At 42.0% G+C, this 26,720-nt stretch carries 25 protein-coding genes; 10 read left to right on the top strand and 15 right to left on the bottom strand.

From position 1 onward, the window contains the following. Window positions 1-3: 3 nt before the first annotated feature. Entirely contained in the window at window positions 4-663 is a 660-nt protein-coding gene (locus ACEZ3G_RS11310) for an alpha/beta hydrolase (RefSeq protein ID WP_432425599.1), read from the top strand. Here the strand turns inward: ACEZ3G_RS11310 and ACEZ3G_RS11315 are convergent. Continuing rightward, a complete protein-coding gene (locus ACEZ3G_RS11315) occupies window positions 660-1,154 on the bottom strand; it encodes a hydrolase (protein ID WP_432425600.1) in 495 nt (164 codons plus the stop codon). The genes ACEZ3G_RS11310 and ACEZ3G_RS11315 overlap by 4 nt on opposite strands. Before the next feature lie 11 nt (window positions 1,155-1,165). Then, complete coding sequence (locus tag ACEZ3G_RS11320; protein ID WP_432425601.1) at window positions 1,166-1,930, bottom strand: MBL fold metallo-hydrolase; 765 nt, start codon at window positions 1,928-1,930, stop codon at window positions 1,166-1,168. A 90-nt stretch (window positions 1,931-2,020) separates the two neighbouring features. Between ACEZ3G_RS11320 and ACEZ3G_RS11325 the strand changes: the two genes are divergently transcribed. Then, window positions 2,021-3,481, top strand: coding sequence for a TonB-dependent receptor (locus ACEZ3G_RS11325; RefSeq protein WP_432425602.1), 1,461 nt, complete (start codon window positions 2,021-2,023; stop codon window positions 3,479-3,481). Between the two features lie 75 nt (window positions 3,482-3,556). Here ACEZ3G_RS11325 and bcp read toward each other — a convergent pair whose 3' ends face one another. Beyond that, window positions 3,557-4,009 carry a thioredoxin-dependent thiol peroxidase gene (gene bcp, locus ACEZ3G_RS11330; RefSeq protein ID WP_432425603.1) on the bottom strand — a complete coding sequence of 151 codons (453 nt, stop codon included), beginning with the start codon at window positions 4,007-4,009 and terminating at the stop codon, window positions 3,557-3,559. Between the two features lie 54 nt (window positions 4,010-4,063). Here bcp and ACEZ3G_RS11335 point away from each other — a divergent pair, with 54 nt between their 5' ends. Beyond that, window positions 4,064-4,729 carry an endonuclease III domain-containing protein gene (locus ACEZ3G_RS11335; protein WP_432425604.1) on the top strand — a complete coding sequence of 222 codons (666 nt, stop codon included), beginning with the start codon at window positions 4,064-4,066 and terminating at the stop codon, window positions 4,727-4,729. 12 nt (window positions 4,730-4,741) lie between these two features. On the opposite strand, the gene ACEZ3G_RS11340 is transcribed toward ACEZ3G_RS11335, so the two are convergent. Further along, window positions 4,742-4,885, bottom strand: a complete 144-nt coding sequence (locus tag ACEZ3G_RS11340; protein ID WP_432425605.1) for a hypothetical protein — start codon at window positions 4,883-4,885, stop codon at window positions 4,742-4,744. A gap of 75 nt (window positions 4,886-4,960) precedes the next feature. Next, the gene (locus ACEZ3G_RS11345) at window positions 4,961-5,542 is read right to left on the bottom strand and encodes an RNA polymerase sigma factor (protein ID WP_432425606.1); all 582 of its coding nucleotides are present in this window, start codon (window positions 5,540-5,542) and stop codon (window positions 4,961-4,963) included. A gap of 256 nt (window positions 5,543-5,798) precedes the next feature. Between ACEZ3G_RS11345 and ACEZ3G_RS11350 the strand changes: the two genes are divergently transcribed. Beyond that, the gene (locus ACEZ3G_RS11350; RefSeq protein ID WP_432425607.1) at window positions 5,799-5,936 is read left to right on the top strand and encodes a hypothetical protein; all 138 of its coding nucleotides are present in this window, start codon (window positions 5,799-5,801) and stop codon (window positions 5,934-5,936) included. Between the two features lie 272 nt (window positions 5,937-6,208). Here the strand turns inward: ACEZ3G_RS11350 and ACEZ3G_RS11355 are convergent, their stop codons facing one another. After that, window positions 6,209-6,790 (bottom strand): RNA polymerase sigma factor, encoded by a 582-nt coding sequence (locus ACEZ3G_RS11355; protein ID WP_432425608.1) that lies wholly within the window; start codon window positions 6,788-6,790, stop codon window positions 6,209-6,211. Between the two features lie 246 nt (window positions 6,791-7,036). Between ACEZ3G_RS11355 and uvrA the strand changes: the two genes are divergently transcribed. Both uvrA and ACEZ3G_RS11365 read left to right on the top strand, forming a co-directional pair. Continuing rightward, entirely contained in the window at window positions 7,037-9,814 is a 2,778-nt protein-coding gene (gene uvrA / locus ACEZ3G_RS11360) for an excinuclease ABC subunit UvrA (RefSeq protein WP_432425609.1), read from the top strand. A gap of 268 nt (window positions 9,815-10,082) precedes the next feature. Continuing rightward, window positions 10,083-11,294: a hypothetical protein gene (locus tag ACEZ3G_RS11365; protein WP_432425610.1), complete on the top strand. Its 1,212-nt coding sequence runs from the start codon at window positions 10,083-10,085 to the stop codon at window positions 11,292-11,294. 75 nt (window positions 11,295-11,369) lie between these two features. Here the strand turns inward: ACEZ3G_RS11365 and ACEZ3G_RS11370 are convergent, their stop codons facing one another. From ACEZ3G_RS11370 to ACEZ3G_RS11390, 5 genes are all read right to left on the bottom strand, one after another. Continuing rightward, window positions 11,370-12,251 carry a 3-keto-disaccharide hydrolase gene (locus ACEZ3G_RS11370; RefSeq protein WP_432425611.1) on the bottom strand — a complete coding sequence of 294 codons (882 nt, stop codon included), beginning with the start codon at window positions 12,249-12,251 and terminating at the stop codon, window positions 11,370-11,372. A 78-nt stretch (window positions 12,252-12,329) separates the two neighbouring features. After that, window positions 12,330-13,784: an oligosaccharide flippase family protein gene (locus ACEZ3G_RS11375; RefSeq protein WP_432425612.1), complete on the bottom strand. Its 1,455-nt coding sequence runs from the start codon at window positions 13,782-13,784 to the stop codon at window positions 12,330-12,332. Continuing rightward, on the bottom strand, window positions 13,784-15,055 hold the full coding sequence (locus ACEZ3G_RS11380; RefSeq protein ID WP_432425613.1) for a glycosyltransferase: 1,272 nt from the start codon (window positions 15,053-15,055) through the stop codon (window positions 13,784-13,786). The genes ACEZ3G_RS11375 and ACEZ3G_RS11380 overlap by 1 nt, the downstream gene beginning before the upstream one ends. 54 nt (window positions 15,056-15,109) lie before the next feature. Next, window positions 15,110-17,566: a YfhO family protein gene (locus tag ACEZ3G_RS11385; protein ID WP_432425614.1), complete on the bottom strand. Its 2,457-nt coding sequence runs from the start codon at window positions 17,564-17,566 to the stop codon at window positions 15,110-15,112. A 34-nt stretch (window positions 17,567-17,600) separates the two neighbouring features. Next, entirely contained in the window at window positions 17,601-17,864 is a 264-nt protein-coding gene (locus ACEZ3G_RS11390) for a DUF4834 family protein (RefSeq protein ID WP_432425615.1), read from the bottom strand. A gap of 86 nt (window positions 17,865-17,950) precedes the next feature. Between ACEZ3G_RS11390 and ACEZ3G_RS11395 the strand changes: the two genes are divergently transcribed. Together ACEZ3G_RS11395 and ACEZ3G_RS11400 are read left to right on the top strand one after the other, a co-directional pair. Further along, entirely contained in the window at window positions 17,951-19,051 is a 1,101-nt protein-coding gene (locus ACEZ3G_RS11395; RefSeq protein WP_432425616.1) for a transporter, read from the top strand. Window positions 19,052-19,132: 81 nt separating this feature from the next. After that, window positions 19,133-20,251, top strand: a complete 1,119-nt coding sequence (locus ACEZ3G_RS11400; protein WP_432425617.1) for a GTP cyclohydrolase — start codon at window positions 19,133-19,135, stop codon at window positions 20,249-20,251. A gap of 15 nt (window positions 20,252-20,266) precedes the next feature. Here ACEZ3G_RS11400 and ACEZ3G_RS11405 read toward each other — a convergent pair whose 3' ends face one another. The 3 genes from ACEZ3G_RS11405 to ACEZ3G_RS11415 form a co-directional block, all read right to left on the bottom strand. Next, window positions 20,267-21,526, bottom strand: a complete 1,260-nt coding sequence (locus tag ACEZ3G_RS11405; protein WP_432425618.1) for an aminotransferase class I/II-fold pyridoxal phosphate-dependent enzyme — start codon at window positions 21,524-21,526, stop codon at window positions 20,267-20,269. Between the two features lie 131 nt (window positions 21,527-21,657). Then, window positions 21,658-22,698 (bottom strand): PLP-dependent cysteine synthase family protein, encoded by a 1,041-nt coding sequence (locus tag ACEZ3G_RS11410; protein ID WP_432425619.1) that lies wholly within the window; start codon window positions 22,696-22,698, stop codon window positions 21,658-21,660. A gap of 78 nt (window positions 22,699-22,776) precedes the next feature. Further along, window positions 22,777-24,834: a S9 family peptidase gene (locus ACEZ3G_RS11415; protein ID WP_432425620.1), complete on the bottom strand. Its 2,058-nt coding sequence runs from the start codon at window positions 24,832-24,834 to the stop codon at window positions 22,777-22,779. Between the two features lie 140 nt (window positions 24,835-24,974). Between ACEZ3G_RS11415 and ACEZ3G_RS11420 the strand changes: the two genes are divergently transcribed. Beyond that, window positions 24,975-25,301 carry a YbaB/EbfC family nucleoid-associated protein gene (locus ACEZ3G_RS11420; RefSeq protein ID WP_432425621.1) on the top strand — a complete coding sequence of 109 codons (327 nt, stop codon included), beginning with the start codon at window positions 24,975-24,977 and terminating at the stop codon, window positions 25,299-25,301. A 34-nt stretch (window positions 25,302-25,335) separates the two neighbouring features. After that, the gene (locus ACEZ3G_RS11425) at window positions 25,336-25,650 is read left to right on the top strand and encodes a YegP family protein (protein WP_432425622.1); all 315 of its coding nucleotides are present in this window, start codon (window positions 25,336-25,338) and stop codon (window positions 25,648-25,650) included. A gap of 3 nt (window positions 25,651-25,653) precedes the next feature. Here the strand turns inward: ACEZ3G_RS11425 and ACEZ3G_RS11430 are convergent, their stop codons facing one another. Further along, window positions 25,654-26,676, bottom strand: coding sequence for a threonine aldolase family protein (locus tag ACEZ3G_RS11430; RefSeq protein WP_432425623.1), 1,023 nt, complete (start codon window positions 26,674-26,676; stop codon window positions 25,654-25,656). Between the last annotated feature and the right edge of the window lie 44 nt (window positions 26,677-26,720).

The following is a 26,720-nucleotide window of genomic DNA, read 5'->3' on the forward strand; positions in this document are numbered from 1 at the left end:
CAAATGACCACCGCCCCTTTATCTTTAGAACATCTTATCAAACCTTCATCGTTGACTTCGGGAAAAATACCCGTCGCTTTTCTGTTCCACGGATATGGCAGTAATGAGGAAGACCTCTTTTCATTCGCCCCCGAGCTGCCGCCAGAATTATGTATTATTTCGGCCCGGGCACCTTATCGTCTAGAACCCTTCGGTTTTGCTTGGTACGCCATAAATTTTGATGCACAGCAAGGCAAATGGAGCGATAACGAACAAGCTATCGCTTCACGTGAAAAAATCATAACCTTTATTGACGAAGCTTGCGCCGCCTATGGTCTCGATGACGAACAGATTACTTTGATCGGCTTTAGCCAAGGTACCATTCTAAGCTATGCCGTTGCACTATCGTATCCGGAGAAGATAAAGAATGTTGTTGCCTTGAGCGGATACATCAATGAAGATATTCTTGCCAAAGGTTATCAGGACAAAGACCACTCGACCCTTCAAATTTACGCATCGCACGGACAGGTCGATCAGGTAATACCCCCTGAATGGGCCCAGCGAGCGCCCGATTTTCTAAAAAATCTTAAGGTAGAACATGTTTATGAAGAATTTCCGGTCGGTCACGGTGTAGCTCCCCAGAATTTTCATTCCTTCAAAAAATGGCTTGAAGATCGCATTTAGTTACTTCGGGAGTATAACAGGTGATCCAACATGGTAAAATCGATTCCCATATCGTCTTTCAGTTCGTATTTGATCAATAACTCGCCCCAATACTTTCCATCTGAAAAATCGGTCAAAATCCACTTATGGTTCAAGACCTTTATCTTATTGATCTTGAAGTCGCTTTCCATTCCCTCATAGGGTACCAAAGGGTTATCACCTTTTTGCTCATTGGTTTCCAAGAGTTTATCGGCAATATAGCGCGAAGGGTCCTTTAGCCCCAAATGATCATAATAGGCCAAAGCATCATCATTGTTCTCGAGAGAGAAATATTGCATGTCCAATACCTTCAATTGGGTACTTTGAACCGAATCTTCCAATTGAACGATCTGTTTTTCAAGCTTATCGATTTTAGCATCCTTGGCGGTGCTCATCTTATTGTTGCTCACAAAAAGATAAAGGCAGATCAGTGCCGTAAATACAAATAGATACATAAAAATTCTGCTCTTCATAAACTTTTGATTTAAAGATTGAGTATTAAGTTGTCATAGGCTAAATGCACGTTATCGGGCAGGGATTCTTCTACATCGGCATGAAACCCCATATGATGGCTGATATGGGTAAAATAGGCTTTTTCTGGTTTTACCGAATCGACAAAAGTCAAAGCTTCCTCCAAATTGAAATGCGAATGATGGGCTTCTTTTCGCAATGCATTGACGACCAAAATCTTAGACCCCTCGATCTTAGTCTTTTCGCTTTCAGAGATGGACTTCACATCGGTCAGATAGGTAAAGTCCTTGATACGAAAACCAAAGACTTTTAATCGATTGTGATTTGCCTCGATCGGAACAATCGTTTGTCCGCATACCTCGAAATTTCGATTTTTTTCGATTTCGTTGACGGCTACTGCAGGGGCACCGGGGTATCTGTTCTCATCGGTAAAAATGTAGTCAAAACGTTTACGCAATGCCGTAACCACCCTTTCGTGGGCATATATCGGAATATCACCTTGTCTAAAAAAATAAGGTCTTATATCATCTAACCCCGCAATATGATCAGAATGCTCATGCGTGAATAGAATTCCGTCAAGCTTGGTAACTCGATGGGTCAACATCTGCTGCCTAAAATCAGGGCCGCAATCGATGACAAGATTATGGCCGTTCCATGAAAGTAGTACCGATACGCGCAATCTTTTGTCCTTCGGGTCCGAACTTAGGCAAACCGGATGTTCGCTGCCTATAACAGGGATTCCTTGCGACGTTCCCGTACCCAAAAAAACAATTTTCAACTTCTCGCCTATTTATTTCAAAATTATAACTTATTTATTTAAAAGATTAAGCTATCTTTTTAACTTTGCTTCTTAGCAAAACCATTAAAAATGGCTTCAGTTCTAGATAAGGATACCTCATTTGAGAATATTCCCTCCATCAAGTCAAAAACGCTTAGAATCAACCTTAATCCTGATATCTACGGAACCTTTGCCGAGATAGGTGCAGGCCAGGAGACTGCCCGCCACTTTTTTAGGTCTGGGGGCGCCTCGGGCACGATAGCGAAGGCCATGAGCGCCTATGACAAGGATTTCAGCGATGCCATATATGGGGTCGAAGAAGACGGCCGTTATGTAACCCAGCCGCGACTCAAGAAAATGCTCGCCCATGAAATGAAGTTAATGGAAGAGCGTATTACCCGTGATAGACACCCTGATAGATTATTCTTTTCATACGCAAATACGGTTGCGACCATCGATTTTTCGAAACGTTACAAGGGCCATGGTTGGGTCGGAATTCGTTTTCAATTGGATCCAAAGCAAAAAGAATACGATGAGATTATTCTACATATCAGGTTCAAGCAGAACGAGGCCAGATTGCAGCAAGAAACCTTGGGCACTGTCGGTGTAAACCTTATTTATGGCGCTTTTTACAAGTACCACAAACCTAGAAAGCTTCTTAAATATCTATATGACCACATTGACAAGGACACTATCGAAATCGATATGATCAATTTTTCAGGGCCGAACTTTAAGGGTGTCGACAACCGATTGATGAGTCTGCAGTTGATCAGAAACGATATGACCGATGCCGTTATGTTCGGTTCCGATGGAAACAATTTGTTACCGGCCACGGTACTTTACAAAAAGAATATTCTGGCCTTGCGCGGAAGTTTTAGACCGGTGACCAAGGTCAATATGGATATGTTCGAAAAATCACTCGATATCTTCATTCGCGACCCATCGGTAGAACAAGAAAACACGATTGTTATTTTTGAGATTACGCTCTCAAACCTAAAAGCTTCGGGTGAGATTGACGAGCAAGACTTTATGGATCGGGCCAAATTGCTTTGTTCACTGGGCCACACGGTAATGATCTCTAAGTTTCAAGAGTATTATAAATTGGTCGAATACTTCAACAATTACACCAAGGCCAAGATCGGCCTGACCATGGGCGTCAATAACCTCGTCGATATTTTTGATGAAAAATACTACCGCCATTTAAGTGGTGGAATACTTGAGGCCTTTGGCAAGCTCTTTTTCAAAGACTTACAGGTATACCTGTATCCCATGAAGAATGCAGAGACCGGGCAAATCATGACCAGCAACAATATCAAGGTACACCCAAGAATGAAGGAATTATACAAATTCTTCAAGTACAATGGTAAAGTAATGGATATTATAGATTACGATCCTGAGATCATGCATATTTTCTCGCGCGACGTATTAAAGAAATTGATAAACGATGAAGAAGGTTGGGAAGAAATGCTTCCAGAAGGCCTTGCCGAAATGATCAAAGAAAACCATTTGTTCACTAGAAAACTAGTCAAAGACACTGAGGATAAAGTGTGAGCCCCATAAAAAATGAAGGGCCCTGTGACCATTTGGTGGTTCAGGGCCTTTTTCTTTTAGGTAGTCATTAAAAAGCTATTCCAATAATTGGGCGGCGTGATCTTTTGTTTTTACCTTATCTATAACCTTGACGACTACACCATTTTCATCGATTACAAAGGTCTTTCTATGAATGCCGTCAAAGGTGCGCCCCATGAATTTTTTCGGCCCCCAAACCCCAAAAGCATTGATTACGGTATGCTCGGTATCGGCCAATAACGGAAACGGAAAATCAAACTTCTTCTTAAAACCATGTTGTTTCCGCTGCGTGTCGGCGCTGACCCCCAATAGGTTATAGCCTTGCGCCTTAAGTTCGGCATAGTTATCCCTTAAATTGCAGGCCTCTGCCGTACAGCCTGGCGTATTCGCACGCGGATAAAAAAATACTATCAATTTCTTTCCCACGAAATCAGCGAGTCTCACTGCGTTGCCATCTTGATCTTCTACCGTAAAATCGGGTACTTTATCTCCCACCTTCAATGTATTCATAATTGAAATTTGATTATTTTCGGACATTAAAATTTTGAGCGAAACTAAGGAATAATGACCAAAGCCGAAAAAGTAGATTTTACGATAAAGACCTTGTATAGACTTTATCCTGAGATTCCGGTTCCGCTAGCCCATAAAGATCCGTATACACTTTTGATCGCAGTACTATTATCGGCACAGAGTACCGACGTTCGCGTAAATCAGATTACGCCCCTGCTATTCGCCAAGGCCGATAATCCTAATGATATGATAAAACTGTCGGTGGATGAAATACGGGAGATTATTAAACCGGTCGGGCTCTCGCCAATGAAATCAAAGGGCATTTACGGGCTGTCTAAAATATTGATAGAAAAATATAATGGTACCGTGCCCAAACAACTTGAGCTGCTGGAAGAACTCCCTGCCGTAGGTCATAAGACGGCAAGCGTTGTGGTCTCACAGGCATTCGGTATACCAGCCTTTCCGGTTGACACGCACATTCACCGGCTCATGTACCGTTGGGGATTAAGCAATGGCAAAAATGTAGTACAGACTGAAAGGGATGCCAAACGATTGTTCCCAAAAAAGCTATGGAACGACCTTCATTTACAAATTATTTGGTATGGACGCGAATACTCACCTGCCCGGGGCTGGGACCTTGAAAAAGATATTATTACAAAAACCATCGGTAGAACGACGGTATTGAAAGAATACCATAAAAATAAAAAGACCCGCATTTAGCGGGTCTTTTTATCAGTTCATAACATTTTCAAACTTGAATTGCTTATGCTCTAAAATGTACAGCGACTTCGAGTAATCGAGTAAAAAGCGTACTGTTTCAGGGCCAACTTTGAAAAGTCTGTTCTTTCCTAACTGTTCAGCGTAAATTTTTTCCATATTAGTAATCGTATAGTTATGTTAAGATAACGCAACTAATATGGAAATATTGTTTCTATCTCATTTAACGAAATCTTAATTGGTAAGAACGATATTGTGTTTTTCGATTATTTTTCTGAGGTTGATCAGTGCATATCGCATCCGACCTAAGGCAGTATTTATGCTAACCCCTGTGTTTTCTGAAATTTCCTTAAAGCTCATATCCTTATAGATACGCATTAACAAAACTTCCTTTTGATCATCAGGCAATTCTTCGATTAGTTCTCTCAAATCAGAATCGATTTGATCCTTGATAATTTGTTTCTCTATATTTAATTTATCGTCACCAATTACTGAAAAAATATTAAAGTCGTCGTTTCCTTCGAACATCGGCATTCTTTTATTCTTTCTAAAATGATCGATGATAAGGTTATGTGCAATGCGCATTACCCATGGCAAGAATTTTCCTTCTTCGCTATAAGATCCTTTCTTCAGCGTTTTGATGACTTTGATAAAGGTGTCTTGAAATATGTCTTCGGTAATGTCGCGATCTAAAACTTTCGAGTAAATAAAGCTAGAGATTCTTTGATTGTGACGGTTGATTAAGATTTCAAGGGCTTTTTCATCACCGCTGATATAATCCCTTACTAGTTCTGAGTCTTCGATTTGCAATTCCATACAAACTACTTTTGGTTAAAATTGGCTTTCAATTAGGAAAGCACGGTTAGTGTTTTTTTTTGAGCTTTATTCAACAAAGGCCTTTTAATAAAGACTTTCATCGCTTTTGAATTATGATATAAAACTAGATAAAAGGGCCAGTGTGTAAAAAACTATGTTGTCAAACCGTCGGTTTTTGATGTGAAACAGGCAATTCCAATTGCAAGCCCATTTTGACTGACCGATTCGATCATTAGTTTTGAAAAAAAATTAGCGTATGATTACGAGAACGATTCCTTTTCTCAGCGGTTTTGAAAAAATACTTTATAGTACCCTAAGAAAATATCAATCATATGGTAGGGATAAAGAAGTACGGTATGGGCAAGAAAAAACCCTCATAATCCGTAAATCATGAGGGTATAAAAATTAGCGATCAATTTTAGTTGATGTTCCCTTCGAACTTGATTCCCTGAATCTCGGTTATTCTCAAAGATTTTGAATAATCCAATAAGAACTTCACAGTTTGAGGTTTGGCCTTAATAAGCTTACATCGATCTTGATCTTTAGCGTAAATTTTCTCCATATTTATTTCAGAATTGTTTCACTAGGATAACGCTACTTGAAATAAATATAATGGATCTGTTCGACCTGACGTTGAATAATTCGTTTATTAGACCTAAGGTTCGATTAGTTCGTTAAAATTATATTGTTCTCTTCAATAATTTTTCTAAGATTGATCAATGCATAACGCATTCTGCCCAGAGCCGTGTTGATACTGACACCGGTATTTTCAGAAATCTCCTTAAAACTCATATCTCGGTACATGCGCATAATAAGCACTTCTTTTTGGTCTTCGGGAAGTTCATTGATCAACAGGGTCAAATCTGAATCTATCTGATCTTTGATGATTTGCCCTTCGACATTAAGTTTTTCATCGCCGATGACCGAAAAGATGTTAAAACTATCGGCACCGCCGTACATAGGCATTCTACTATTCTTTCTAAAATGGTCGATTATCAGGTTGTGGGCTATACGCATGACCCAAGGCAGAAACTTGCCCTCTTCGCTGTAACTGCCTTTTTTAAGGGTTCTGATTACCTTAATAAAGGTATCTTGAAAAATATCTTCGGTTATACCTCGATCATTTACCTTGGAATAAATAAAACTGCTTATTCGTTGGTTATGTCTATTGATGAGAATTTCAAGGGACTTCTCGTCTCCAGAGATGTAATTTTTTATGAGTAAGGAATCGTCAACTTGTAGGTCCATAACAATTACTTTTTTATAGGTTAAAACTAGGGGGCCTCTCAAGCAAGAGGTCGTTTTCGTTCGTAAACTAGATTTAAAAAAGTAATGTTGCGCTATAGGCGTGTGACGTTAAAGTAAGTTCAAATATAGAAAAAATTATATACTCCCGTAAATTTTATGTTCTGAACCACAGAATTTTGATTGCCGGCCATGCAATATTGGGTAGTGAAAAAGGCTTGCCGTATCTTTACGCAATCAAAGTAAACAATGTCAACAATCTTAGATGTAAACCCTAAACAGAACATCATTATCAAGGGTGCGAAGTTGCATAACTTGAAGAATATAGATGTCGTTATACCTAGAAACAAGCTGGTGGTCATTACCGGTCTGTCGGGATCGGGAAAGTCAAGTCTGGCTTTCGACACCTTATACGCCGAGGGACAACGCCGCTATGTTGAAAGTCTTTCTTCTTACGCAAGACAGTTTTTGGGGAAATTGGACAAACCGAAAGTAGATTACATCAAAGGAATCGCACCTGCAATAGCCATTGAACAAAAGGTCAATTCGACGAACCCCAGGTCTACCGTAGGAACGACGACCGAGATATATGATTATCTTAAGTTGTTGTATGCCCGCATCGGCAAGACCATCTCGCCGATTTCGGGTCAAGAGGTCAAAAAGAATACCGTTACCGACGTTGTAAACCATGTGAGGGATTTCTATTCAGGGTCAAAATTACTTCTATTGGCCCCAATATCAGTTAAGCAGAATAAGGATACACTTAAATCGTTACAGCTTTTATCGAAACAGGGCTATGCGCGAATAAAGTATAAAGGGGAAGTGATTCGAATCGATGCCGCTCCAAAGCATATCGGCAAAGACTTCGAGCTTGTGGTAGATCGTATCGTAAAGGCCGATGATGAAGCCTTTTATAATCGCTTGGCCAATGCCGTCGACACCGCTTTTTTTGAAGGCAAGGGCGAATGCATAATCGAAGAATTGTCAACTTTGAGACAGACTGTGTTCAACAATAAGTTTGAACTTGATGGCATGTCGTTCATGGAACCGAATGTGCATCTGTTCAGTTTCAATAATCCATATGGGGCGTGCCCAAAATGCGAAGGGTATGGAGATGTCATCGGAATCGACGAAGATCTCGTAATTCCGAATACGGCCCTATCGGTATACGAGAACGCCATATTTCCATGGAGGGGCGAAAGTATGGGCCAGTATCGCGACCAACTGGTAAATTCGGCCTACAAATTCGATTTTCCAATTCACAAACCATGGTTCGAACTGGCCGAAGAGCAAAAACAATTGGTCTGGGATGGCAATTCACATTTTACCGGACTCCATGATTTCTTTGGAATGTTGGAGGAAAAAAGTTACAAAATACAGAATCGGGTCATGCTTTCGCGCTATCGCGGAAAAACCAAGTGCAATGTTTGCCAAGGAAAACGACTTAGAAAAGAAACCGACTATGTAAAAGTGGGCGGCAAATCGATTTCGGATCTGGTCGAGCTTCCCATAAAAAAATTAATCGCGTACTTCGGCGAAATTTCCCTGAATGACCATGATAATAAAATAGCCTCCCGATTATTAAAGGAAATAAACACTAGGCTTGAATTCCTCGATAAGGTCGGATTGAACTATCTCACCCTTAACCGAAAGTCGAATACCCTGTCAGGAGGTGAAAGCCAGCGAATAAACCTGGCCACTTCGCTGGGCAGTAGTCTGGTCGGATCCATGTACATTTTGGACGAACCCAGTATTGGCCTGCACCCAAAGGACACCGAGAACCTTATAGAAGTTCTGAAATCACTGCGCGATTTGGGCAATACCGTCATTGTGGTCGAACATGACGAAGATATCATGAAAGCGGCCGATGAAGTTATCGATATAGGTCCAGAGGCGGGCACCCATGGTGGCGAAGTGGTCGCACACGGAACTTTGGAAAAGGTATTACGATCCACATCGTTGACCGCAAGTTATTTGAACGGCACGATGGAAATTTCGGTTCCGGAAGTGCGGAGAACCTCCAAGAACCATATAACGATCAATGGTGCCCGAGAGAACAACCTAAAAAACATCAATGTTACGTTTCCATTGAATATGTTGACGATTGTCACCGGCGTTTCCGGTAGTGGCAAAAGTACCTTGGTAAAGAAGTTGCTATACCCGTTAATTTTAAAGGAAATCGGGGGGTACGGCGAAAAACCGGGACAATTTACTTCGATCGACGGAAAATACCAGTTTCTAAAACACGTGGAATTCGTTGACCAAAACCCGATCGGAAGGTCTTCAAGGTCAAACCCAGTAACGTACATTAAGGCCTATGACGATATCAGAAATCTTTTCGCGTCGCAAAAATTGAGCAAGATAAGGGCATATCAGGCAAAGCATTTCTCTTTCAATGTAGATGGCGGCAGATGCGAAAAATGCAAGGGAGAGGGTGAGATTACCGTAGAAATGCAATTTATGGCCGATGTACATCTTGAATGTGACGCTTGTGAAGGAAAACGCTTCAAGAAAGAAGTCCTTGAAGTTAAATTTGAGGATGTCTCCATCGATGATGTTCTTAACATGACGATCGATGATGCTATCGCTTTTTTCGAAAAACACAAACAGACTAAACTGACCGCAAAGCTCAAACCGCTTCAAGATGTGGGGCTGGGCTACGTAACGCTAGGGCAATCTTCTTCCACCCTATCGGGCGGAGAGGCACAACGTATCAAATTAGCTTCTTTTCTAGTCAAAGGGAATACAAAAGACAAGGCACTCTTCATTTTTGACGAACCTACTACGGGCCTTCACTTTCATGATATCAGAAAACTGCTCAGGTCGTTCAACGCTTTGATCGCCCGCGGGCATTCAATAGTGGTGATCGAACATAATATCGAACTGATCAAGTGCGCGGATTATATTATTGACCTTGGACCGGAAGGCGGGGAAAATGGCGGACACTTAATCGCGGAAGGAACACCTGAGGAAATTGTCCAAAATATCGATTCGGTAACGGCTAATTACCTGAAAGAAAAATTATAAGCCTAAAACCTCGAAGATAGGCCAATTCAGAAAATGACCGTTGCATATACCATTCTTGAATTGGGCAAGATTACTTCATTGAAAACATTGGAAAAAGCTCTCACAAGTTGACCTTTATCGATGGTCAACCAAATTTACCATTGTACAATATGGATTTTAAATATCTGATTTTCAGATATTTAATTGTATTTTATCTTTTTTGGCACGCTGTTTGGTATATACCTATCGAATGTAAATAGTTGCATTCAGGAACTTAAAACCTTATATCATGAGAAATCTAGTACTTTTATTTACGGCCCTCATTTTAGGCACCTCGGGTGTCATGGCCTCCGGTACAACAAACGAAGATAAGGTTGCAACACGCAATGCTTATAGATACAACAATTCGTTCATCTTTGTTGAAAGTGGCATTACGTTTTCGGTATATCCTGATGGCGAGTTCGACTTTTACATTGACAACTATGTAAACGGAAGAAGAAACAAAATTACATTCAATTCAGGTTTTGATTATAGTCCTTATGCCCAATATGATGACTATGGCGCCGTAATTCAAGTAGAAAACGTTCCCATCTATTACGACTACTATGGCCGCGTGAACCAAATCGGAAACGTCGATATTGCCTACCGAAACGGAAGGGTCTTTAGAATGGGAGGCATGTACGTATACTATAACAATAGAGGGTTCTACGATTATCATACGGGCTATATCAATGTTTACAACAGGTACTATGTATATCGACCATTTCACAGGTGGTTTGTTAGACCCGCTATAGGCTTCTGTTTGGTCTTCGACCACCCCTATAGAAGGTATTACAATCCTTTCCGATACACTTATTATAGGCCTTACTTGAACAACCGTAGATGGGCTTACGCCAAAATCGGAAGAGAATATAGATATAATAAAGTTCGACGTGAAAGAGCAACGGTCTATCGCAATGACAAGAGGGTCGCAGTTCGTGAAAACAATACCAGAAGAGGAGCTGTTGCGCGAAGCAATAGAACGGTAGAAAGTAGAAGCAACACGGCAAGAAACTCCAATATCTCAAGAAATAGCCAGAGTGTGGAAAGAAATGTAGCGGTCAGATCAAATCGTTCAAGGTCAAAAATTGCCGGAAGAACCGCGGTGGATCGTTCTCAAAGAATAGAAAGTAGAAGTAACGACAAAGGTAATGTTCGATCCAACTCTAGGAAAACCGTGACAAAACGTTCAACGGCCGTGAATACGCCAAGACGTAGCGCGGTTGGCAAAAGAACAGTGGTCAGAACCCCAACAAGTCGTGAGGTCACAAGAAATGCCAATACGTATAGAAAGCCTCAAAGTAGTTCGCGAAGCCAATCTGTTGGCAAAGCACCTGCTAGAAGTAGAAGTACGGTAGCAAGAAGTACGGGTTCAAGAAGTCGAACAAGCAAGGCCATTAGTTCAAGAAGTGGCGGTAAAAATGCAAGGTCGGCAACCGTAAGAAGTAGTAGAAGGCAATAAAAATAGTTTTTAGGTTGGTTAGTTGTTTGGCCCCGTAATGGATTCGTTCATTGCGGGGCCTTTTTTTTTGAACTATCAATATTCACAACTACCATTATCCTCATGCACATAATACGACTTATAGTTCTTTGCCTTCTTGTCCATACAGCCGGTAAGATCCAATAACTCTATCGATTTGAAGTCTATAGGATGTGTTTCGGCCTGAATCGAAATATACCCTTCCTTTAGCGGTGCACCTTCGATATAGGCACTTTCTTTGTAACCACTAATGGCCCCACCGCCAATTGTTGGGTTTCGGTATTCCATAACCACTTGGTCATTCAAAATATGTTGGATAAGTGAATCGCCCAAAACCAATGCTTCGACTTCTACCCATTGGTCTCCATGATAGGTTTCAGAGGTCGAATTGACGCAATGTGGCGTGAACAACGAGTCGTTCATGACTACATTGGTTCCGGGCGTACAAAGGTTGGCATTGGTACGCTCGTTTACGCCATCTCCACCAAGCAACTGTAGTTCCAACGAAATCGGAAAGTCTTGATCTAGGCCAATGGTGGAAGGTTCTTGACAATGAAGCATCAGTCCGTTATTACGTATGGCCCACCCTGGTCCCCCGGTCATTTGGTCACCCACAAAACGATATTTGACCCTTAAGCGATAATGCGAAAACTTTTCCTTGAAATATAGATGCCCGAAATTACCTTTAAAGGTGTCCTTTACATCATACCGAACACTCAACAGACTATCTTTTAGAATGAAGGTGTCATGATAATTTACGCCTAGATCGTAACCGGCAAATTTTGGAGTCCAATCGTTCATCGACCCACCGTCGAACAAGGCAATCCATTCTTCACCATCAGGGTTTTCGTTAACCGGGCCACAAGCACTTAAAAGAAGGGTCGTAACCAGAATTTGAAAACTTCGGCTTATATAAAATTTAGCATTTGAAAAGTACATAGATTTTGGTTTTATCAATATTGTAAAAAGATATAAAAATAGTCATTAACCCCAATGGCCATTATTATCCTGTATCTGCTATTTCCTCAAAAATTTGGAAAGCACACCGAATACATCCTCGGAAATCTTGAACCGATAGAGAACACCAAGATACATGGCAATCATCAAAAGACTTTTTAGAATTATGTTCAAAATCGGGTGAAAAGAAAATTGTAAAGAATAGAACAAAATGGCAATCATCGCTAATAGGCCAAAGACCTTAAAAGTCTCGCTGGTAAAGGGGCTAATATCAAATTTTTTTTGAACATAAATCAGTTTGATCGTATTGTAAATAAAAAAGGCTGAAAAACTGGCGATGGCGGCACCGTTCAGTCCGTATTTGGGAATAAGCCATAAATTGAAAAGTACGGCCATTATTGCCAACAATACACCAAAGGTTAGAACAGACAGGTAGAAGTTCGAATTATATAGAATTGAATTATTGTTGCCCAAAAGAGAATCATATACCTTGGCCAGTCCGATCCAAAAGACGATCATGAAACCTCCACGGTAATCATCGGGAAGCATAACGTACAAATCGTTCAGGTTCAATAGAATGAGTAAGAACAAAATTCCGGCAACGATAAAAAGAGTCAAGGAACTTTTTTCATAGAGCCTTTTTAGCGAGGCCCTGTCATTTTTGTTCAAATATTCCGCTGTCAACGGATAGGTAATTTGATGCATCGACCGAGAGGGTACCGCAATTACCATAGCGATAAACCCTGCTACACTGTAATAGGCCACGTTTTCTATTTTGATGAAATTATTGATCATGACCTTGTCTATTTCCAAAAGAATGATTGCCGTAGAGCCTCCTACAATGATCAAAGCACTATACTTGAGAATATCCTTGACATTTTTGGGAAAGTCAAACGACAACTTGGGCATTCGTAAACTATAGGCATATAGTTTCATGATCAACATACGAATAACGTAGAAGCCCATTAGTGCCATTATGAAAAAATCGACGGTTATGATTTCAAGCATAAGTAAAATCAATAGAACCGTCTGCCCTACCCTGCAAAATATTTCCTTCATGAAATTGCCGAAAACCGATTTCATCTTGATACGTGCCCAAGCGTAAAAAACCTCAAAATAGGCCATGGCCATTCCGATAATGAAAATATGCCAAACATAATCTTTGACGATGGGGTTTTCCCTTGACAGCAAATTACCGATGGTGTCATTGGCCAGGTAGCTTATTAGCGCCACGGGTAAAATCAACATAAATGGAAGTAAAAGCATCAGGGTCAAAAAACCGTCTTGCCCATCATTCTTTTCAAAGCTACTATAAAATTTGACCAAGGTATTTGGAACACCAAAGGCCAGCAGTGGCATTAATACGGCTGAAGCAGACAATATGACCTGAATGAGTCCATAATATTTGGGATCCATAAAATTCGTGTACAAAAACAACGTATTCACCGCACCGATGGCAAAGCCAATATAGGTAATCAATGTATTTTGAAAAGATTGTTTTAGTACGATTCCCATTAGAGGTGATTGACAAGTTGCTTGGTGAGTGCCCTGCGACTGTACTTTTCAATATCTTTTGACACAACGTGCAAGGTTCCTTCCTTAAACGCTTTGAACCAACTTAAAATTACTTCTTTAAGCTCATCGCCCGAAGCATAATCAAAAACTTTTCCGGTATCGGTCTCTTCAATAATGGCGCCGGCATCCCATTTTTTGGGTCCGACCGCCAGAATAGGGCGACGGGCGGCCATGTACTCGAATAACTTTCCAGGTATGATGCCTTGGGTCTCTCTCGAATCGATTTCCAACAAAAGCAAAAGTTGTGCACGTTGCTGCCTTCTAAGTGCCTCTGCGTGCGAAACATAACCTTTGATCTTAACATAAGGCCCAAGTTCAAAACGGTACATCGTATCAAGTACATCTTGTGCGACCACACCTATAAACTCCAATCGCAGGTCAGTTCTAAAAACTTCGTTCTCACGGGCAATATCCGATATTGCCTTCCATAGATTTTTCGGATTTCTGCCCGTGAGCAATGAACCGATATGTGATATGGTAAACTGGCTGTCCACATTTGCGCCACCTTCATAATCGGAGTCATATCCATTGGTGATTACTGCAATCGGTTTGTCAGTCAATTGTTCGAACTCTTTTTTCGTCGTTGGGCTGGTCACAATGATTTTATCAGCATTTTGCAAAACCATTCTTTCCAGTTCTTCGTGTTTCCTCTGTGATGCTTTGGTTAACCGTAATTTTTGGTGGTATCCGATCGAGGTCCATGGATCCCTAAAGTCCGCCAACCAAGTTAGGTCATGCCGTTGTTTTAACCGGTTTCCGATAAGATGGACGCTATGCGGCGGCCCTGTGGTTATGATCGTATTTATGTTTTCTTTATCCAAAATATCCGAGAGAAAGTTTACCGAAGGTCTTACCCAGCTTTTTCGCGCATCGGGAATGAAAAAATTTCCCCGGATCCAAAGCATCGACTTTTCTAGAATTGTTTGGTTCTTGGTCTGAATGATCCCCGAACTGATCCGGTTAGTTTTTTTGGGGAATAACAATCCGGGCAGACCGTAGGGTTCTTTTATGGGGTATCGGTAAATTTTAAGGCCTTCGGGTACTTCATTTAGAAACGATGAATCCTGTATCGGATAATGTGGGTTTTCAGGCACATACAAAACAGGGTCAACGTCAAAATCATGAAGGTACTTCACAAATTTCAGCCATCGCTGTACCCCCGGACCACCGGCCGGTGGCCAGTAATACGTAATGATAAGTACCTTTTTCATACGATCAAATACTAGGTTAGACATTGGGGATGTCTTTTGAGCAATGGTTCATCTCTAGGATGCTGGCGATTTCGCAGTCTCTTCTTCCCTTTTACGGACATGCCAAAAATTGTACGCCAGACCACCCAAAACGACCAATCCTAAAAGAATTGAACTTGCCATTGCTATTTTGCTTCCTTTTTCGACGACCGGTGGTTCGAACTTGAATTCTATAGCATGTTTGCCGGCAGGTATTTTTAAGGCACGCAGTACGTAGTTCGCCTTAAAGTGTTCGACCTGTTTTCCATCGATATAGGCATTCCACCCTGGTTGGTAATACATCTCGGAAAACACTCCAACGCCCATTCGTGAATTACGCGATTCATAGGTCAAATGATTCGGTTTATATGTGATAAGTTGAATGGTGGCCGCGGAATCGACCTGAAAATTAAACTGGTTCACCGTTGGAAACTTTTCGGTGTTGACAATCGCCTCGTTCTTCTCGTCAAAATCTTTGAGCCCCAAAAGCTCATCGTTGGCATTTTTAACTTCCACCATTTTTTTTATGAACCAAGCATTTCCGTTCGCATCGGTGTTTACGGCCGGATATCGCTGTCCATCTTGATCCTGTTGAATTACATATTTAACATTGAGCATATTCAGAACCTTGATATTGCCCTGGGCAATATGAAAATAAAAGAGATCTTCCATGCCTGCAGGCTTTGCGGCATGATACCCTGAAATAGCCTGATGAAAATAAGAGGTTTCAGCCCCTTCGAATCCCTGAGTTTGATCGAAGACCCTGAAAATACTGTCATCTTTTAAAATTTCTTGATGCACAGGTGTTTCCTGAAAAGGCTGTGTCATCCTTCTTTTTGCTACAAAATCTTCTTTATTGACGTAGCGGAGGTTTACCCCGACCAAATCGAAAACGATTAGCGCGCCCAATGTGATGATCAGTACATTTTCCTTGATTTTTTCCTTTAGATAAACCCATAGGACCGCAGCCGCAAGCAATACGAAAAGTAGGGATCGGAAAAGGTCGCTATTGTAAACAGCTTTTCGGTCAAGTTGGATCACGTCGGGCAATCCCTCAAGTCCTGTCATTTTCAAACTTTCATCTCCCGGAGCGATAAAATCGAACATTCCCTTTGCCAAAAACAACAAAATACCGATACCTAAAACAGTGAAAAATGAGATTTTGAGCGCCTTTACTTTCCGGCTTTTGGAAACGAACTCGTTGAGGAGCACGCTCAAGCCCAGTATGGCAAGTATCGGTGCACAAAGCTCCAAAATCACCTGTATTGACGATACGGCGCGAAACTTGTCGTATAGTGGAAAATAGTCGATCATGAAATCGGTCACCAGACTAAAATTCTTGCCCCATGACAGTACCAAAGACATCAGGGTGCCACCCAAAAGCCACCACTTGGCACGACCCTTGACCAAAATCAACCCCAAAATGAAAAGGAAGAAGACAATCGCGCCAATATAGGCTGGGCCTGAGGTTCCTGGTTGGTCGCCCCAATAAAGGGGCAAGGTGCTAAAATATTTTAGTGCCGTACTTCTTGGGATTTCCTTGTCAATCACATAGGCAAACGTCTTGGAATTCTCTCCCAATTCTTCACCACTGGCCCCTCCGAATAGTCGGGGGACGAACAGATTCAATGATTCGGCAATTCCGTAACTCCATTGCGTAATGTATTCCTTGCTCAGCCCACCCGTGCTCTCTTTGGGGGAACCATCGGGATTGATGGTTATATCGGATTTCCCTCTTGTACTCCAATCGGCATATTCCTTGGTGGCCATTAAACTCGTGGCGTTCGATGCGATTCCTAGGGCAACGGCACCCAATAGTATTGCTATCGAGATGAAGTAATGTTTTAATTTCTTTTTACGAACGGCATCGATTAAATAAGCAATTCCTAAAATCAGAGCCAGCAACATAAAATAATAGGTCATCTGGTAATGATTGGCCCCGATTTCCAAAGCCATGGCTACGGCGGTCAGAACGAATCCCCACAGGTATTTCTTTCTGAAGACGAGAACAATGCCGGCCAGTACCAAAGGCAGATAACCGATCGCATGGGCCTTTGCATTATGGCCTGCGCCAAAAATGATAATCAAATACGTGGAAAAGCCAAATGCCAAAGCTCCCACGACCGCCAGGCGATAATCCACCTTAAGACAGCATAGAAGAATGTAAAAGCCGATAAAATACAAAAAAAGATAGTCGGCGGGCCTGGGCAAGAAACGAACAAGGTTATCGAGCTTCTTTACATAATTGTGCGGGTAATAGGCCCCAAGCTGATAGGTGGGCATTCCGCCAAATGCACCGTTCGTCCAATAGGGCTCCTCTCCTGTTCGCTTCCTGAAATCGTTCTGCTCTTTGGCCATGCCGGTATACAGAATAATATCGGATTGTTCGATGACCTTTCCCTGAAGTACGGGGTAAAAATAGGCCAAGGCGGCAATGACGAAAAATACGGCAACAAAAAAATGGACAAAAAGGGCTTTTAAACCGGTTTGCATGAAGTAGACTAACGGATTGAAGCTGCTAATTTAATCAATCTACCTCCTCAAAATCAATATACTCACCAACTTTTTGCGAAGAACTGTCCTTTCGCTGCGGTTTTTTATTGATTATCACGTCGTCGACCTGCTGCTCTCTATGTTGATTCTGGTTCACGAACTCGCCGAATTTTTCCTGAAAATGTGCCTCGGTCTTCTTGGCCGCATAACTGAATAGTTTCGGGGCCAATAAACGCAACACCATTTTCAGTAGGTAGTATACCAGAAAGATTGTCAATATCGTCTTTAAAAAAGCCATTTTATTTAAATAGTATATATCAAAAATACAATTCTCACGTTGTAATAGCAGGGCCAAAGTCATAAAATAATAATAAAATCACCATTATGGGGCATAACTTCGAAATGAAAAGAATACGGCAATTGATACGCATTCTTCCTCTATTTTTGCCTTTTTTTGGAATCTCGCAGTACACGGATGTCATTAATTCTAACCGCCCCGGACTATCGGTCAGCGCCTATGCGGTAGGAAAAAATGTGATTCAAGCCGAGTTGGGTGCTTTCTATGAGCAGAGCGACCATAGCCTATTGAATACCCAATCAAATATCTGGGGCACCGATCTTTCTTTGCGTTACGGATTGTTGTTCGAACAATTGGAGATCAACTACGAAGGTACTTTTCAGAATCGCAAAACAACCTTCGCGAACATCGGCGTGGAGCAATCGTTTACCGATTTCTCGCGAAACCGATTGGGACTGAAGTTTCTTATTTATGATCGTTATAAAGATCCCGAACGAAACAAACCCAACCTCTATAGTTGGAGAAAGAACAACCTCTTTCAACTCAAAAACCTGATTCCCTCGGTATCGATCTATGGCGGCGCTACCTTCAATATCGGTGACAATCCTTTTCATATTGGTGACCCGACGGTTTCATATCGCGGCATGGTGGCCACTCAAAGTAGATTGACGCCTCGCTTCGTGTTGATCACCAATTTTGCGTATGACCGTATTTCTACCGACTTTCCTGAAATGAGCTATCTAGTCTCTATATCGCACGCCTTTCGCAATCCTAAATGGAGTGCCTTCATCGAAAATCAGGGGATAAAAAGCGATAGATATTCCGACGTACTTTTACGGGGAGGCGTTGCACATTTGTTAAGCGAAGATCTTCAATTTGATGTGAATATGGGTGCCAGTTTTAAGAACACACCCTCTCGTGTATTTGTTACCCTAGGTGGATCCTACCGTTTTGACCTTCACAAGGATCCCAAACCGAAAGCCATCGACGAACAAAATGCAGGAGAAAACGGTGGGGCGATCAAAAAGAATGCAATGAAAAAGAAAGAGCGCAGGTCCAAAAAAGCAAAAAATAGGGGCACGGGCGCCGAAGATATTGATCTTGGCCCTACTAAAAAACAGCTTCGCGAATTAAAACGGGCCGAAAGAAAAAAGAAAAAAGACAGCCAGAGCGAATATGATTTCTAGATTACAAGGCTCAAATTTTAACCGTAATCTTTAGTATTACCATTGTAATTATTCATAATATTGACCTTACAAAAAATCTGTATGGTCACGCTCAAAGAAGCTACTACCAAGAATGAATTAAAGCAATTCGTCAAATTTCCATTTTCGCTTTATCGAGATAGTCCCTATTGGGTGCCACCTATTATCAATGACGAATTGGAATCTTTCGATAAGGATAAGAACCCAGCATTCAAAAACGCCGATGCCCGGTTCTTCCTTGCTTACAAGAATGGGGTCATTTCTGGTCGAATCGTGGTCATCATCAATTGGCTCGAAGTCAACGAGCAAAAAATCAGTAAAGTCCGTTTCGGCTGGTTCGATTTTATCGACGATGGCGAGGTTTCCGAAGCATTATTGCAAAAGGCCGAAGAAATAGGCAAAAAACACAATCTGGACTATATGGAAGGGCCTGTTGGTTTTTCCAATCTCGACAAGGTCGGTGTGCTCGTCGAAGGTTTCGACCACATTGGCACCATGGTCACTTGGTACAATCATCCATACTATCAACGACATTATGAACGCCTGGGGTTTGTAAAGGAAAAGGAATATATGGAGAATAAATTCCCGACCAGTGCCGCGGATCCCGCGCTTTTCACAAAATTGAACGATCTGGTCAAGCGACGTTACGGACTAAAGGAAATCAATTTCACCAAAACCAGCGAGGTTTTGCCCATGGCCGATCAAATGTTCGACCTATTCAACGAAACCTATTCAAAACTATCCTCTTTTGTGCCGATCACCGAGGTACAAAAGGCCTATTTCAAGAAAAAATATATCAGTTTTATCAATCCTGAATACATCAAGTTTATTGTGGACAAGGATGAAAACCTGATTGCCTTTGCCATAGTTATGCCGTCATTTTCGAAGGCTTTGCAAAAGGCGAAGGGCCGATTGTTCCCTTTTGGCATATTTCATCTTCTAAAGGCCAAAAAACATAGCAAAGACGTTATTTTCTATCTTATCGGAATACGCCCCGACTACCAGAACAAAGGGGTGACCGCGATTATTTTCAACGAATACTATAAAACCTTTAAGGCAAAGGGAATCGATATGTGCTACCGTACACCAGAACTAGAAGAAAACGTGGCGATTCGTCAAATGTGGAAACATTTTAATCCCGTTATCTACAAACGTAGACGAACGTATCGAAAGAGCTTATAAACTGAAACAAAATCCTTATTCCCCCATTGCGGCCGCCACAGCTGCCGACAATCGCTTGTAGGTACCGTTCTGAAGACGTTCGCGAATCGCGGAAAAAGCATCCAAAGTTTCTTCTATATCTTCCAACGTATGGGTAGCGGTAGGTATCATTCTAAGTAAAATCAACCCTTTAGGTATAACCGGGTAAACAACTATGGAGCAGAATATTCCATAATTTTCACGTAGGTCTTTTACCAACGCCATCGCCTCTGGAATACTTCCGTTCAAATAGACCGGAGTAACGCAACTAGTGGTTGTACCGATATCGAATCCTCGTTCTTTCAACCCATTTTGGAGGGCGTTTACATTCTCCCAAAGCTTTGCCTTTAATTCGGGCATTGTACGCAACATATCAAGACGCTTCAAAGCTCCCTTCACATAGACCATCGGCAAGGATTTTGCGAACATTTGAGAGCGCAGATTGTATTTTAGATAATCGATGATTTCTTGATCGGCGGCCACAAAGGCACCGATACTGGCCATGGATTTGGCAAATGTGGCCAAATAAACATCGATATCATCTTGAACGCCTTGCTCCTCACCTGCACCTGCACCGGTCTTGCCCAGAGTTCCGAAGCCATGGGCGTCATCGACCAATAATCTGAACTTGTATTTTTTCTTGAGCGCAACAATATCCTTTAAGATGCCTTGTTCGCCCCTCATGCCGAATACACCTTCCGAAATCACCAAAATACCGCCACCGTGCTGCTCGGCCAATCGGGTGGCACGTTCCAAGTTCTTTTCAAGACTTTCAACGTTGTTGTGGGTAAACGTAAAGCGTTTGCCCATATGCAAACGTACCCCGTCGATGATACAGGCGTGACAATCAACATCATAAACGATGATATCATCTTTGGTGACCAACGCATCGATTACCGACATAAAGCCTTGATACCCAAAATTGAGTAGATACGAAGCTTCCTTCTTGACAAAAGCAGCCAACTCACGCTCCAACTGCTCATGATAATCTGTATGACCGCTCATCATTCTTGCTCCCATCGGATAGGCCGCACCGTGCTCATGTGCTGCTTCGCCATCGACCCTTTTTATTTCTGGAAGATTGGCCAGGCCCAAATAATCATTGATACTCCAGGTAATTACGTCCTTACCTTGAAATTTCATCCGGTTTGAAATGGGGCCTTCCAATTTTGGAAAAACAAAATATCCTTCAGCTTGTGAGGCCCATTTTCCCAAAGGGCCTTTGTTTTCAATTATTCTATCGAATAGGTCTTTCATGAATTCTGGTTGAATCTACCTGCAAAAATATGTAATTTTAACATGCCTTCATAATAATTAACAAGCCATAAAAAAAAACGATGGGCCAACCTAAAAGGCCATCGCTTTCTAAAACTATTGAAGTACTTAAATTATTTAACGAATTGGGCTTGTTGTGTCCCTTCCACCGATTGGCTATCGAAAAAGCCCTGATCTTCCATCCATTTATCACTATAGATCTTGCTCATATAGCGTGATCCATGATCGGGGAAGATAACGACCACCTTACTGTTTTCGTCAAAAGTTCGTTTCGCACTAAGTTGTTTTATGGCCTGCATCACAGCACCACTGGTATAGCCTACGAACATACCTTCGGTTTTAGCTATTTCTCGAGCCGCATGGGCACTTTCTTCGTCGGTAACCTTAATGAATTTATCGATTACTTCGAAATCGGTAGCAGTTGGAATCAGGTTCTTGCCCAGACCTTCGATACGGTACGGATAGATTTCATTGCTATCGAACTCACCTGTCTCATGATATTTTTTGAGAACCGACCCAAAGGCATCCACACCGATGACATTGATGTTCGGGTTCTGCTCCTTTAGATACCTGGCCGTGCCCGAAATGGTGCCTCCGGTACCACTACAAGCTACCAAATGGGTGATTTGCCCGTCGGTTTGGCCCCATATTTCAGGGCCGGTGGTATTATAGTGGGCATCGATATTCAATTCGTTGAAGTATTGGTTTATGTATATAGACCCCTTGGTCTCTTCGTGAAGCCTTTTCGCCACTTGATAATACGATCTTGGATCGTCGGCGCTAACATGCGCAGGGCACACATAAACCGTAGCTCCCATGGAGCGCAGCATGTCTATCTTATCTTTTGACGATTTCGAACTTACCGCCAAAATACACTCATATCCCTTAATAATGCTGACCATGGCAATGCTGAAACCCGTATTGCCCGATGTAGTCTCGATTATCGTACTACCTTTTGTCAATATACCTTTGCGCTCGGCCTCTTCAATAATATATGCCGCCACCCTGTCTTTAGACGAGTGACCGGGATTAAACGATTCTAACTTGGCATAAAAATTTCCGGGGAGCTTCTCGGTAATTCGATTAAGTTTTACTAGGGGGGTGTCTCCTATAAGTTCAAGGATATTGTTGTAAGCTTTAATCTTATTTTCCATAAAGGCTATATAAGTTAAAGAATATTACAGAATGTTGATTCCGTAATATTCTAGCGCAAAATTACTATTTTTTTCGGATTATTCGGTTTTGCCCTCCAAATCAAGCAAAAACGCATATTCCTTGGCCACCTCCTTCAATGCCTCAAAACGACCTGAGGCACCGCCATGACCTGCGTCCATATTTATATCAAATAGCAATAGGTTTTTGTCGGTTTTCAATTCACGTAGTTTGGCCACCCATTTGGCCGGTTCGAAATACTGTACCTGCGAATCGTGCAATCCCGTGGTCACCAACATATTCGGGTATTCCTTGGCCTCGACATTATCATACGGGGAATATGATTTCATGTAATCATAATATTCCTTTTCGTTCGGATTGCCCCATTCATCGTATTCCCCCGTAGTCAATGGAATGGAATCATCGAGCATGGTCGTAACGACGTCTACAAAAGGAACCGCTGCAATCACACCGTTATAAAGTTTCGGGGCCATATTGACCACGGCACCCATTAAAAGTCCGCCTGCCGAACCTCCCATAGCGTATAGGTGGTCTGCACTCGTGTAATTACTTTCGATCAAGAATTTAGAGCAATCGATAAAATCGGTAAATGTATTTTTCTTTTTAAGCAATTTGCCGTCCTCATACCATGGACGGCCCAAATATTGCCCGCCACGAATGTGGGTCAAGGCGTAGGCGAACCCACGATCCAATAGGCTTAAACGGACCGTTGAAAAATACGGGTCGATAGTTGCCCCATAAGACCCATATGCGTACTGAAGAATTGGCGTGTCGGGACTTAGCTTGGTGTTTTTGTGATGAATTATCGACATGGGCACTTTCACCCCGTCTCGCGCCGTGGCCCAAACCCTTTTTTCAACATAATCGGCCTTGTCGAATTTACCACCCAGTACTTCCTGTTCTTTTTTAATTTCTTTTTCTTGGGTACGCATATTGAAATCGATGACCGATGCGGGCGTTCCCAAAGAATTGTAGGAATAACGTAAAATCTCCGTGTTAAAATCCGGATTGGTACTTACATTGGCGGTATAGGTCTCGCTTTCAAAAGGGAGGTAGTACGCGTCTTTTCCATCCCAACGATTGATTTTTAGTCTATTGAGACCATTTTCTCTTTCCGACAATACGAAGTACTCTTTGAAAATCTCTACATCTTCCAAAAGTACATTTTCGCGATGAGGAATAAATTCTTCCCAGTTTTCGGAAGATGTATTGACTTCCCCCAGTTTCATAAGTTTGAAATTGGTCGCTTCGTCTTTATTGGTCAACACATAAAAAGAATCGCCGTAATGCGATATGGAATACTCCAGACCTCTGCTCCTCGGAGAAAACACCTTGAACTTTCCATTGGGGTCATCGGCGTTCAATATCTGATATTCGCTCGTCAATGTACTGTACGAGCCTATTATGATATACTTGTCCGATTTTGATTTGTAGACAAAGGTGCCAAAAGTTTCGTCGGCCTCGTGAAAGACCAGTTCATCTTCAGAGGTAGGGGTGCCCAGTCTATGTCTGTAAATTTTATCGCTGCGCAAAGTGACCGGATCCTTTTTACTATAGAACATCGTCTCGTTATCATTGGCCCAGACCGCTCCGCCCGTGGTATTGTCTATTTTGTCGGCCAATACCTCACCGGTATCCAGATTCTTGATCTGAAGCGTATACTGCCTGCGTGAAACCGTATCTACACCAAATGCCGCCAATTTATTGTCGGGGCTGACCCCGATACCGCCAAGATTAAAAAACTCGTGCCCTTCGGCCATTTCGTTACAGTTGAAAATGATTTCTTCCGGGGCATCCAAAGATTCCTTGTGGCGGCTATAGATCGGATATTCCTTGCCGGTTTCATATCGCGTTACATACCAATATCCGTTTTCTTTATAAGGCACCGAAGCGTCATCCTCTTTGATCCTGCCCTTCATTTCTTCAAAAAGAACGGTTTGAAATTCTTTGGTATGGTCTGTTAAGGCCGCGTAGTACGCATTTTCTTTTTCAAGATGCGCTATGACCTCGGGGTCTTCGCGATCGTTCATCCAGTAGTAGTCATCGACCCTTATATCGCCATGTTTCACCAATTCTTTAGGGGCTTTTTTGGCCACAGGGGCTTCAACAACCTTCATATCCTTATTTTCATTTTTGCAAGAGAGCGCTAAAATAAGACTTAATGCGAGAACCGATTTGTTTTTTTCGAACTGTATCATATTTCTTTAGTATGGGTACAATTTAGTAATTTTGGAGGCATCAAAATAAAAAAAAGGATATGTTCGGAGATATGATGGGAATGATGGGGAAACTCAAGGAAACCCAAAGAAAGGTCGAGGAAACCAAAAATAGATTGGATACGGTATACTTGAGGGAGAGTACTTCAGATGAACTGTTGGAGGTCACGATTTCCGCGAACCGGGTCGTCAAGGAAATCAAGATAGATGATTCTTTGTTGGATGACAAAGAACAATTGGAAGACTATTTGGTACTGACACTCAATAAGGCCATCAAGAAGGCCACCGAGGTCAATGAGGCAGAGCTTGCAGCCGTCGCCAAAGAAGGGATGCCCAACATACCGGGTATGGATTCTTTGTTCAAATAGACTATCTTTAAGGATACAACCGTTATACCACTGCATGATCGAGATAAAAAAATATAAACGTAACGGATACACTTTTAGCCTAAAGGCCGAAGACGGGGCCAATTTGCTGAGCAGCGTGCCGTTTTCCAGTCATGAAGAGGTAAAAAAGACCGTCGAACAATTACAAGCAGTACAAAATACCCAACATGTTTTTGAAAGGAAAACCAATCACGAAGGAAAATTTCTTTTCAGTGTCAAAGGTCTCGATGGAAGGTTGATCGGAAAAAGTGAGCTTTATACTTCTGAAGCAGGTATGGAAAACGGAATCAAAAACGTTAGAAACCGAATTGCCTCCCTAACAACTCTATAGAAATTATATTGAGCCGAGAATATCAAGAAAAGCTTGGTGCTTGGTATCCGTATAGTCCAAATGTGTTACGATCCTCAATTTTCCCTGTCCCATTCCAATCAACCGAACACCTTTTTCATTCAATTTTTGAACGAACCCATCAGAATCGTAAAGGCTTTCATCGATTTCGAAAATTATGATATTCGTCTCTATGGGTTCTACTTTTTTAATGAAGGGCAACTTTTTTAGCAAATCACCTATTTCGATGGCTTTCTTATGGTCTTCGGCCAATCTTTCAATATGATTGTCAAGGGCATAACTGCCAGCTGCAGCCAAATACCCTGCCTGTCGCATACCGCCACCAAGTATTTTACGTATTCGAAGCGCTTTATCCATCATTTCCGAGCTACCTGCCAAGACCGAGCCTATGGGGCAGCCCAGTCCCTTGCTCAAACAAACACTAATGGTATCGAATAGCTCACCGTACTGTTTTGGGGTTTCATGTTTTGCGACGAGTGCGTTCCACAAGCGGGCCCCGTCCAAGTGATATCCTAAACTATGTTTCTCGCAAACCGCCTTAATGCGTTTTAGTTCCTCGAAGTCCCAACAGGCTCCCCCACCTTTGTTCGTTGTATTTTCGATGCAAACCAATGATGTAAAAGGACTGTGGTAAAAATCCGGAGGATTGATGGCCGCTTCGACCTGTTCAGCGGTCATCATGCCCCGATGGCCATCGATCAACCTACAGGATACCCCACTATTGAAACTGGCCCCTCCCCCTTCATAATTATAGACATGGGCATATTTGTCACAGATCAATTGATCCCCAGGATTGGTATGAAATTTAATCGCCGTCTGGTTCGCCATACTTCCCGAGGGGAAGAACAAAGCGGCCTCCTTACCGAACATTTCGGCCACTTTTTGTTCCAGCGCATTGACCGATGGATCCTCTTTGAAAACATCATCGCCCACTTCTGCAGACATCATGGCATTCAACATTGCGGATGTTGGTTTTGTAACCGTGTCGCTAATAAGGTTTATATCCATTTCAAGTTTCATATTCAGGCATGCGGTGCAAGTTTAAGCTCAAA

The sequence above is a fragment of the Meishania litoralis genome (assembly GCF_042611095.1).
Taxonomy (GTDB): Bacteria; Bacteroidota; Bacteroidia; order Flavobacteriales; family Flavobacteriaceae; genus Meishania; species Meishania litoralis.

Excerpts from the sequence above, each read along its gene's own strand:
- ACEZ3G_RS11350 (WP_432425607.1), top strand. The coding sequence starts at position 5,799 with ATGATTACGAGAACGATTCCTTTTCTCAGCGGTTTTGAAAAAATACTT.
- ACEZ3G_RS11400 (WP_432425617.1), top strand. The coding sequence starts at position 19,133 with ATGGTCACGCTCAAAGAAGCTACTACCAAGAATGAATTAAAGCAATTC.
- ACEZ3G_RS11415 (WP_432425620.1), bottom strand. The coding sequence starts at position 24,834 with ATGAAGGTTGTTGAAGCCCCTGTGGCCAAAAAAGCCCCTAAAGAATTG.
- ACEZ3G_RS11310 (WP_432425599.1), top strand. The coding sequence starts at position 4 with ATGACCACCGCCCCTTTATCTTTAGAACATCTTATCAAACCTTCATCG.
- ACEZ3G_RS11390 (WP_432425615.1), bottom strand. The coding sequence starts at position 17,864 with ATGGCTTTTTTAAAGACGATATTGACAATCTTTCTGGTATACTACCTA.
- ACEZ3G_RS11385 (WP_432425614.1), bottom strand. The coding sequence starts at position 17,566 with ATGCAAACCGGTTTAAAAGCCCTTTTTGTCCATTTTTTTGTTGCCGTA.
- ACEZ3G_RS11355 (WP_432425608.1), bottom strand. The coding sequence starts at position 6,790 with ATGGACCTACAAGTTGACGATTCCTTACTCATAAAAAATTACATCTCT.
- ACEZ3G_RS11315 (WP_432425600.1), bottom strand. The coding sequence starts at position 1,154 with ATGAAGAGCAGAATTTTTATGTATCTATTTGTATTTACGGCACTGATC.
- ACEZ3G_RS11410 (WP_432425619.1), bottom strand. The coding sequence starts at position 22,698 with ATGGAAAATAAGATTAAAGCTTACAACAATATCCTTGAACTTATAGGA.
- ACEZ3G_RS11425 (WP_432425622.1), top strand. The coding sequence starts at position 25,336 with ATGATCGAGATAAAAAAATATAAACGTAACGGATACACTTTTAGCCTA.
- uvrA (WP_432425609.1), top strand. The coding sequence starts at position 7,037 with ATGTCAACAATCTTAGATGTAAACCCTAAACAGAACATCATTATCAAG.
- ACEZ3G_RS11430 (WP_432425623.1), bottom strand. The coding sequence starts at position 26,676 with ATGGATATAAACCTTATTAGCGACACGGTTACAAAACCAACATCCGCA.
- ACEZ3G_RS11325 (WP_432425602.1), top strand. The coding sequence starts at position 2,021 with ATGGCTTCAGTTCTAGATAAGGATACCTCATTTGAGAATATTCCCTCC.
- ACEZ3G_RS11335 (WP_432425604.1), top strand. The coding sequence starts at position 4,064 with ATGACCAAAGCCGAAAAAGTAGATTTTACGATAAAGACCTTGTATAGA.
- ACEZ3G_RS11340 (WP_432425605.1), bottom strand. The coding sequence starts at position 4,885 with ATGGAAAAAATTTACGCTGAACAGTTAGGAAAGAACAGACTTTTCAAA.
- ACEZ3G_RS11365 (WP_432425610.1), top strand. The coding sequence starts at position 10,083 with ATGAGAAATCTAGTACTTTTATTTACGGCCCTCATTTTAGGCACCTCG.
- ACEZ3G_RS11370 (WP_432425611.1), bottom strand. The coding sequence starts at position 12,251 with ATGTACTTTTCAAATGCTAAATTTTATATAAGCCGAAGTTTTCAAATT.
- bcp (WP_432425603.1), bottom strand. The coding sequence starts at position 4,009 with ATGAATACATTGAAGGTGGGAGATAAAGTACCCGATTTTACGGTAGAA.
- ACEZ3G_RS11395 (WP_432425616.1), top strand. The coding sequence starts at position 17,951 with ATGGGGCATAACTTCGAAATGAAAAGAATACGGCAATTGATACGCATT.
- ACEZ3G_RS11375 (WP_432425612.1), bottom strand. The coding sequence starts at position 13,784 with ATGGGAATCGTACTAAAACAATCTTTTCAAAATACATTGATTACCTAT.
- ACEZ3G_RS11420 (WP_432425621.1), top strand. The coding sequence starts at position 24,975 with ATGTTCGGAGATATGATGGGAATGATGGGGAAACTCAAGGAAACCCAA.
- ACEZ3G_RS11345 (WP_432425606.1), bottom strand. The coding sequence starts at position 5,542 with ATGGAATTGCAAATCGAAGACTCAGAACTAGTAAGGGATTATATCAGC.
- ACEZ3G_RS11405 (WP_432425618.1), bottom strand. The coding sequence starts at position 21,526 with ATGAAAGACCTATTCGATAGAATAATTGAAAACAAAGGCCCTTTGGGA.
- ACEZ3G_RS11380 (WP_432425613.1), bottom strand. The coding sequence starts at position 15,055 with ATGAAAAAGGTACTTATCATTACGTATTACTGGCCACCGGCCGGTGGT.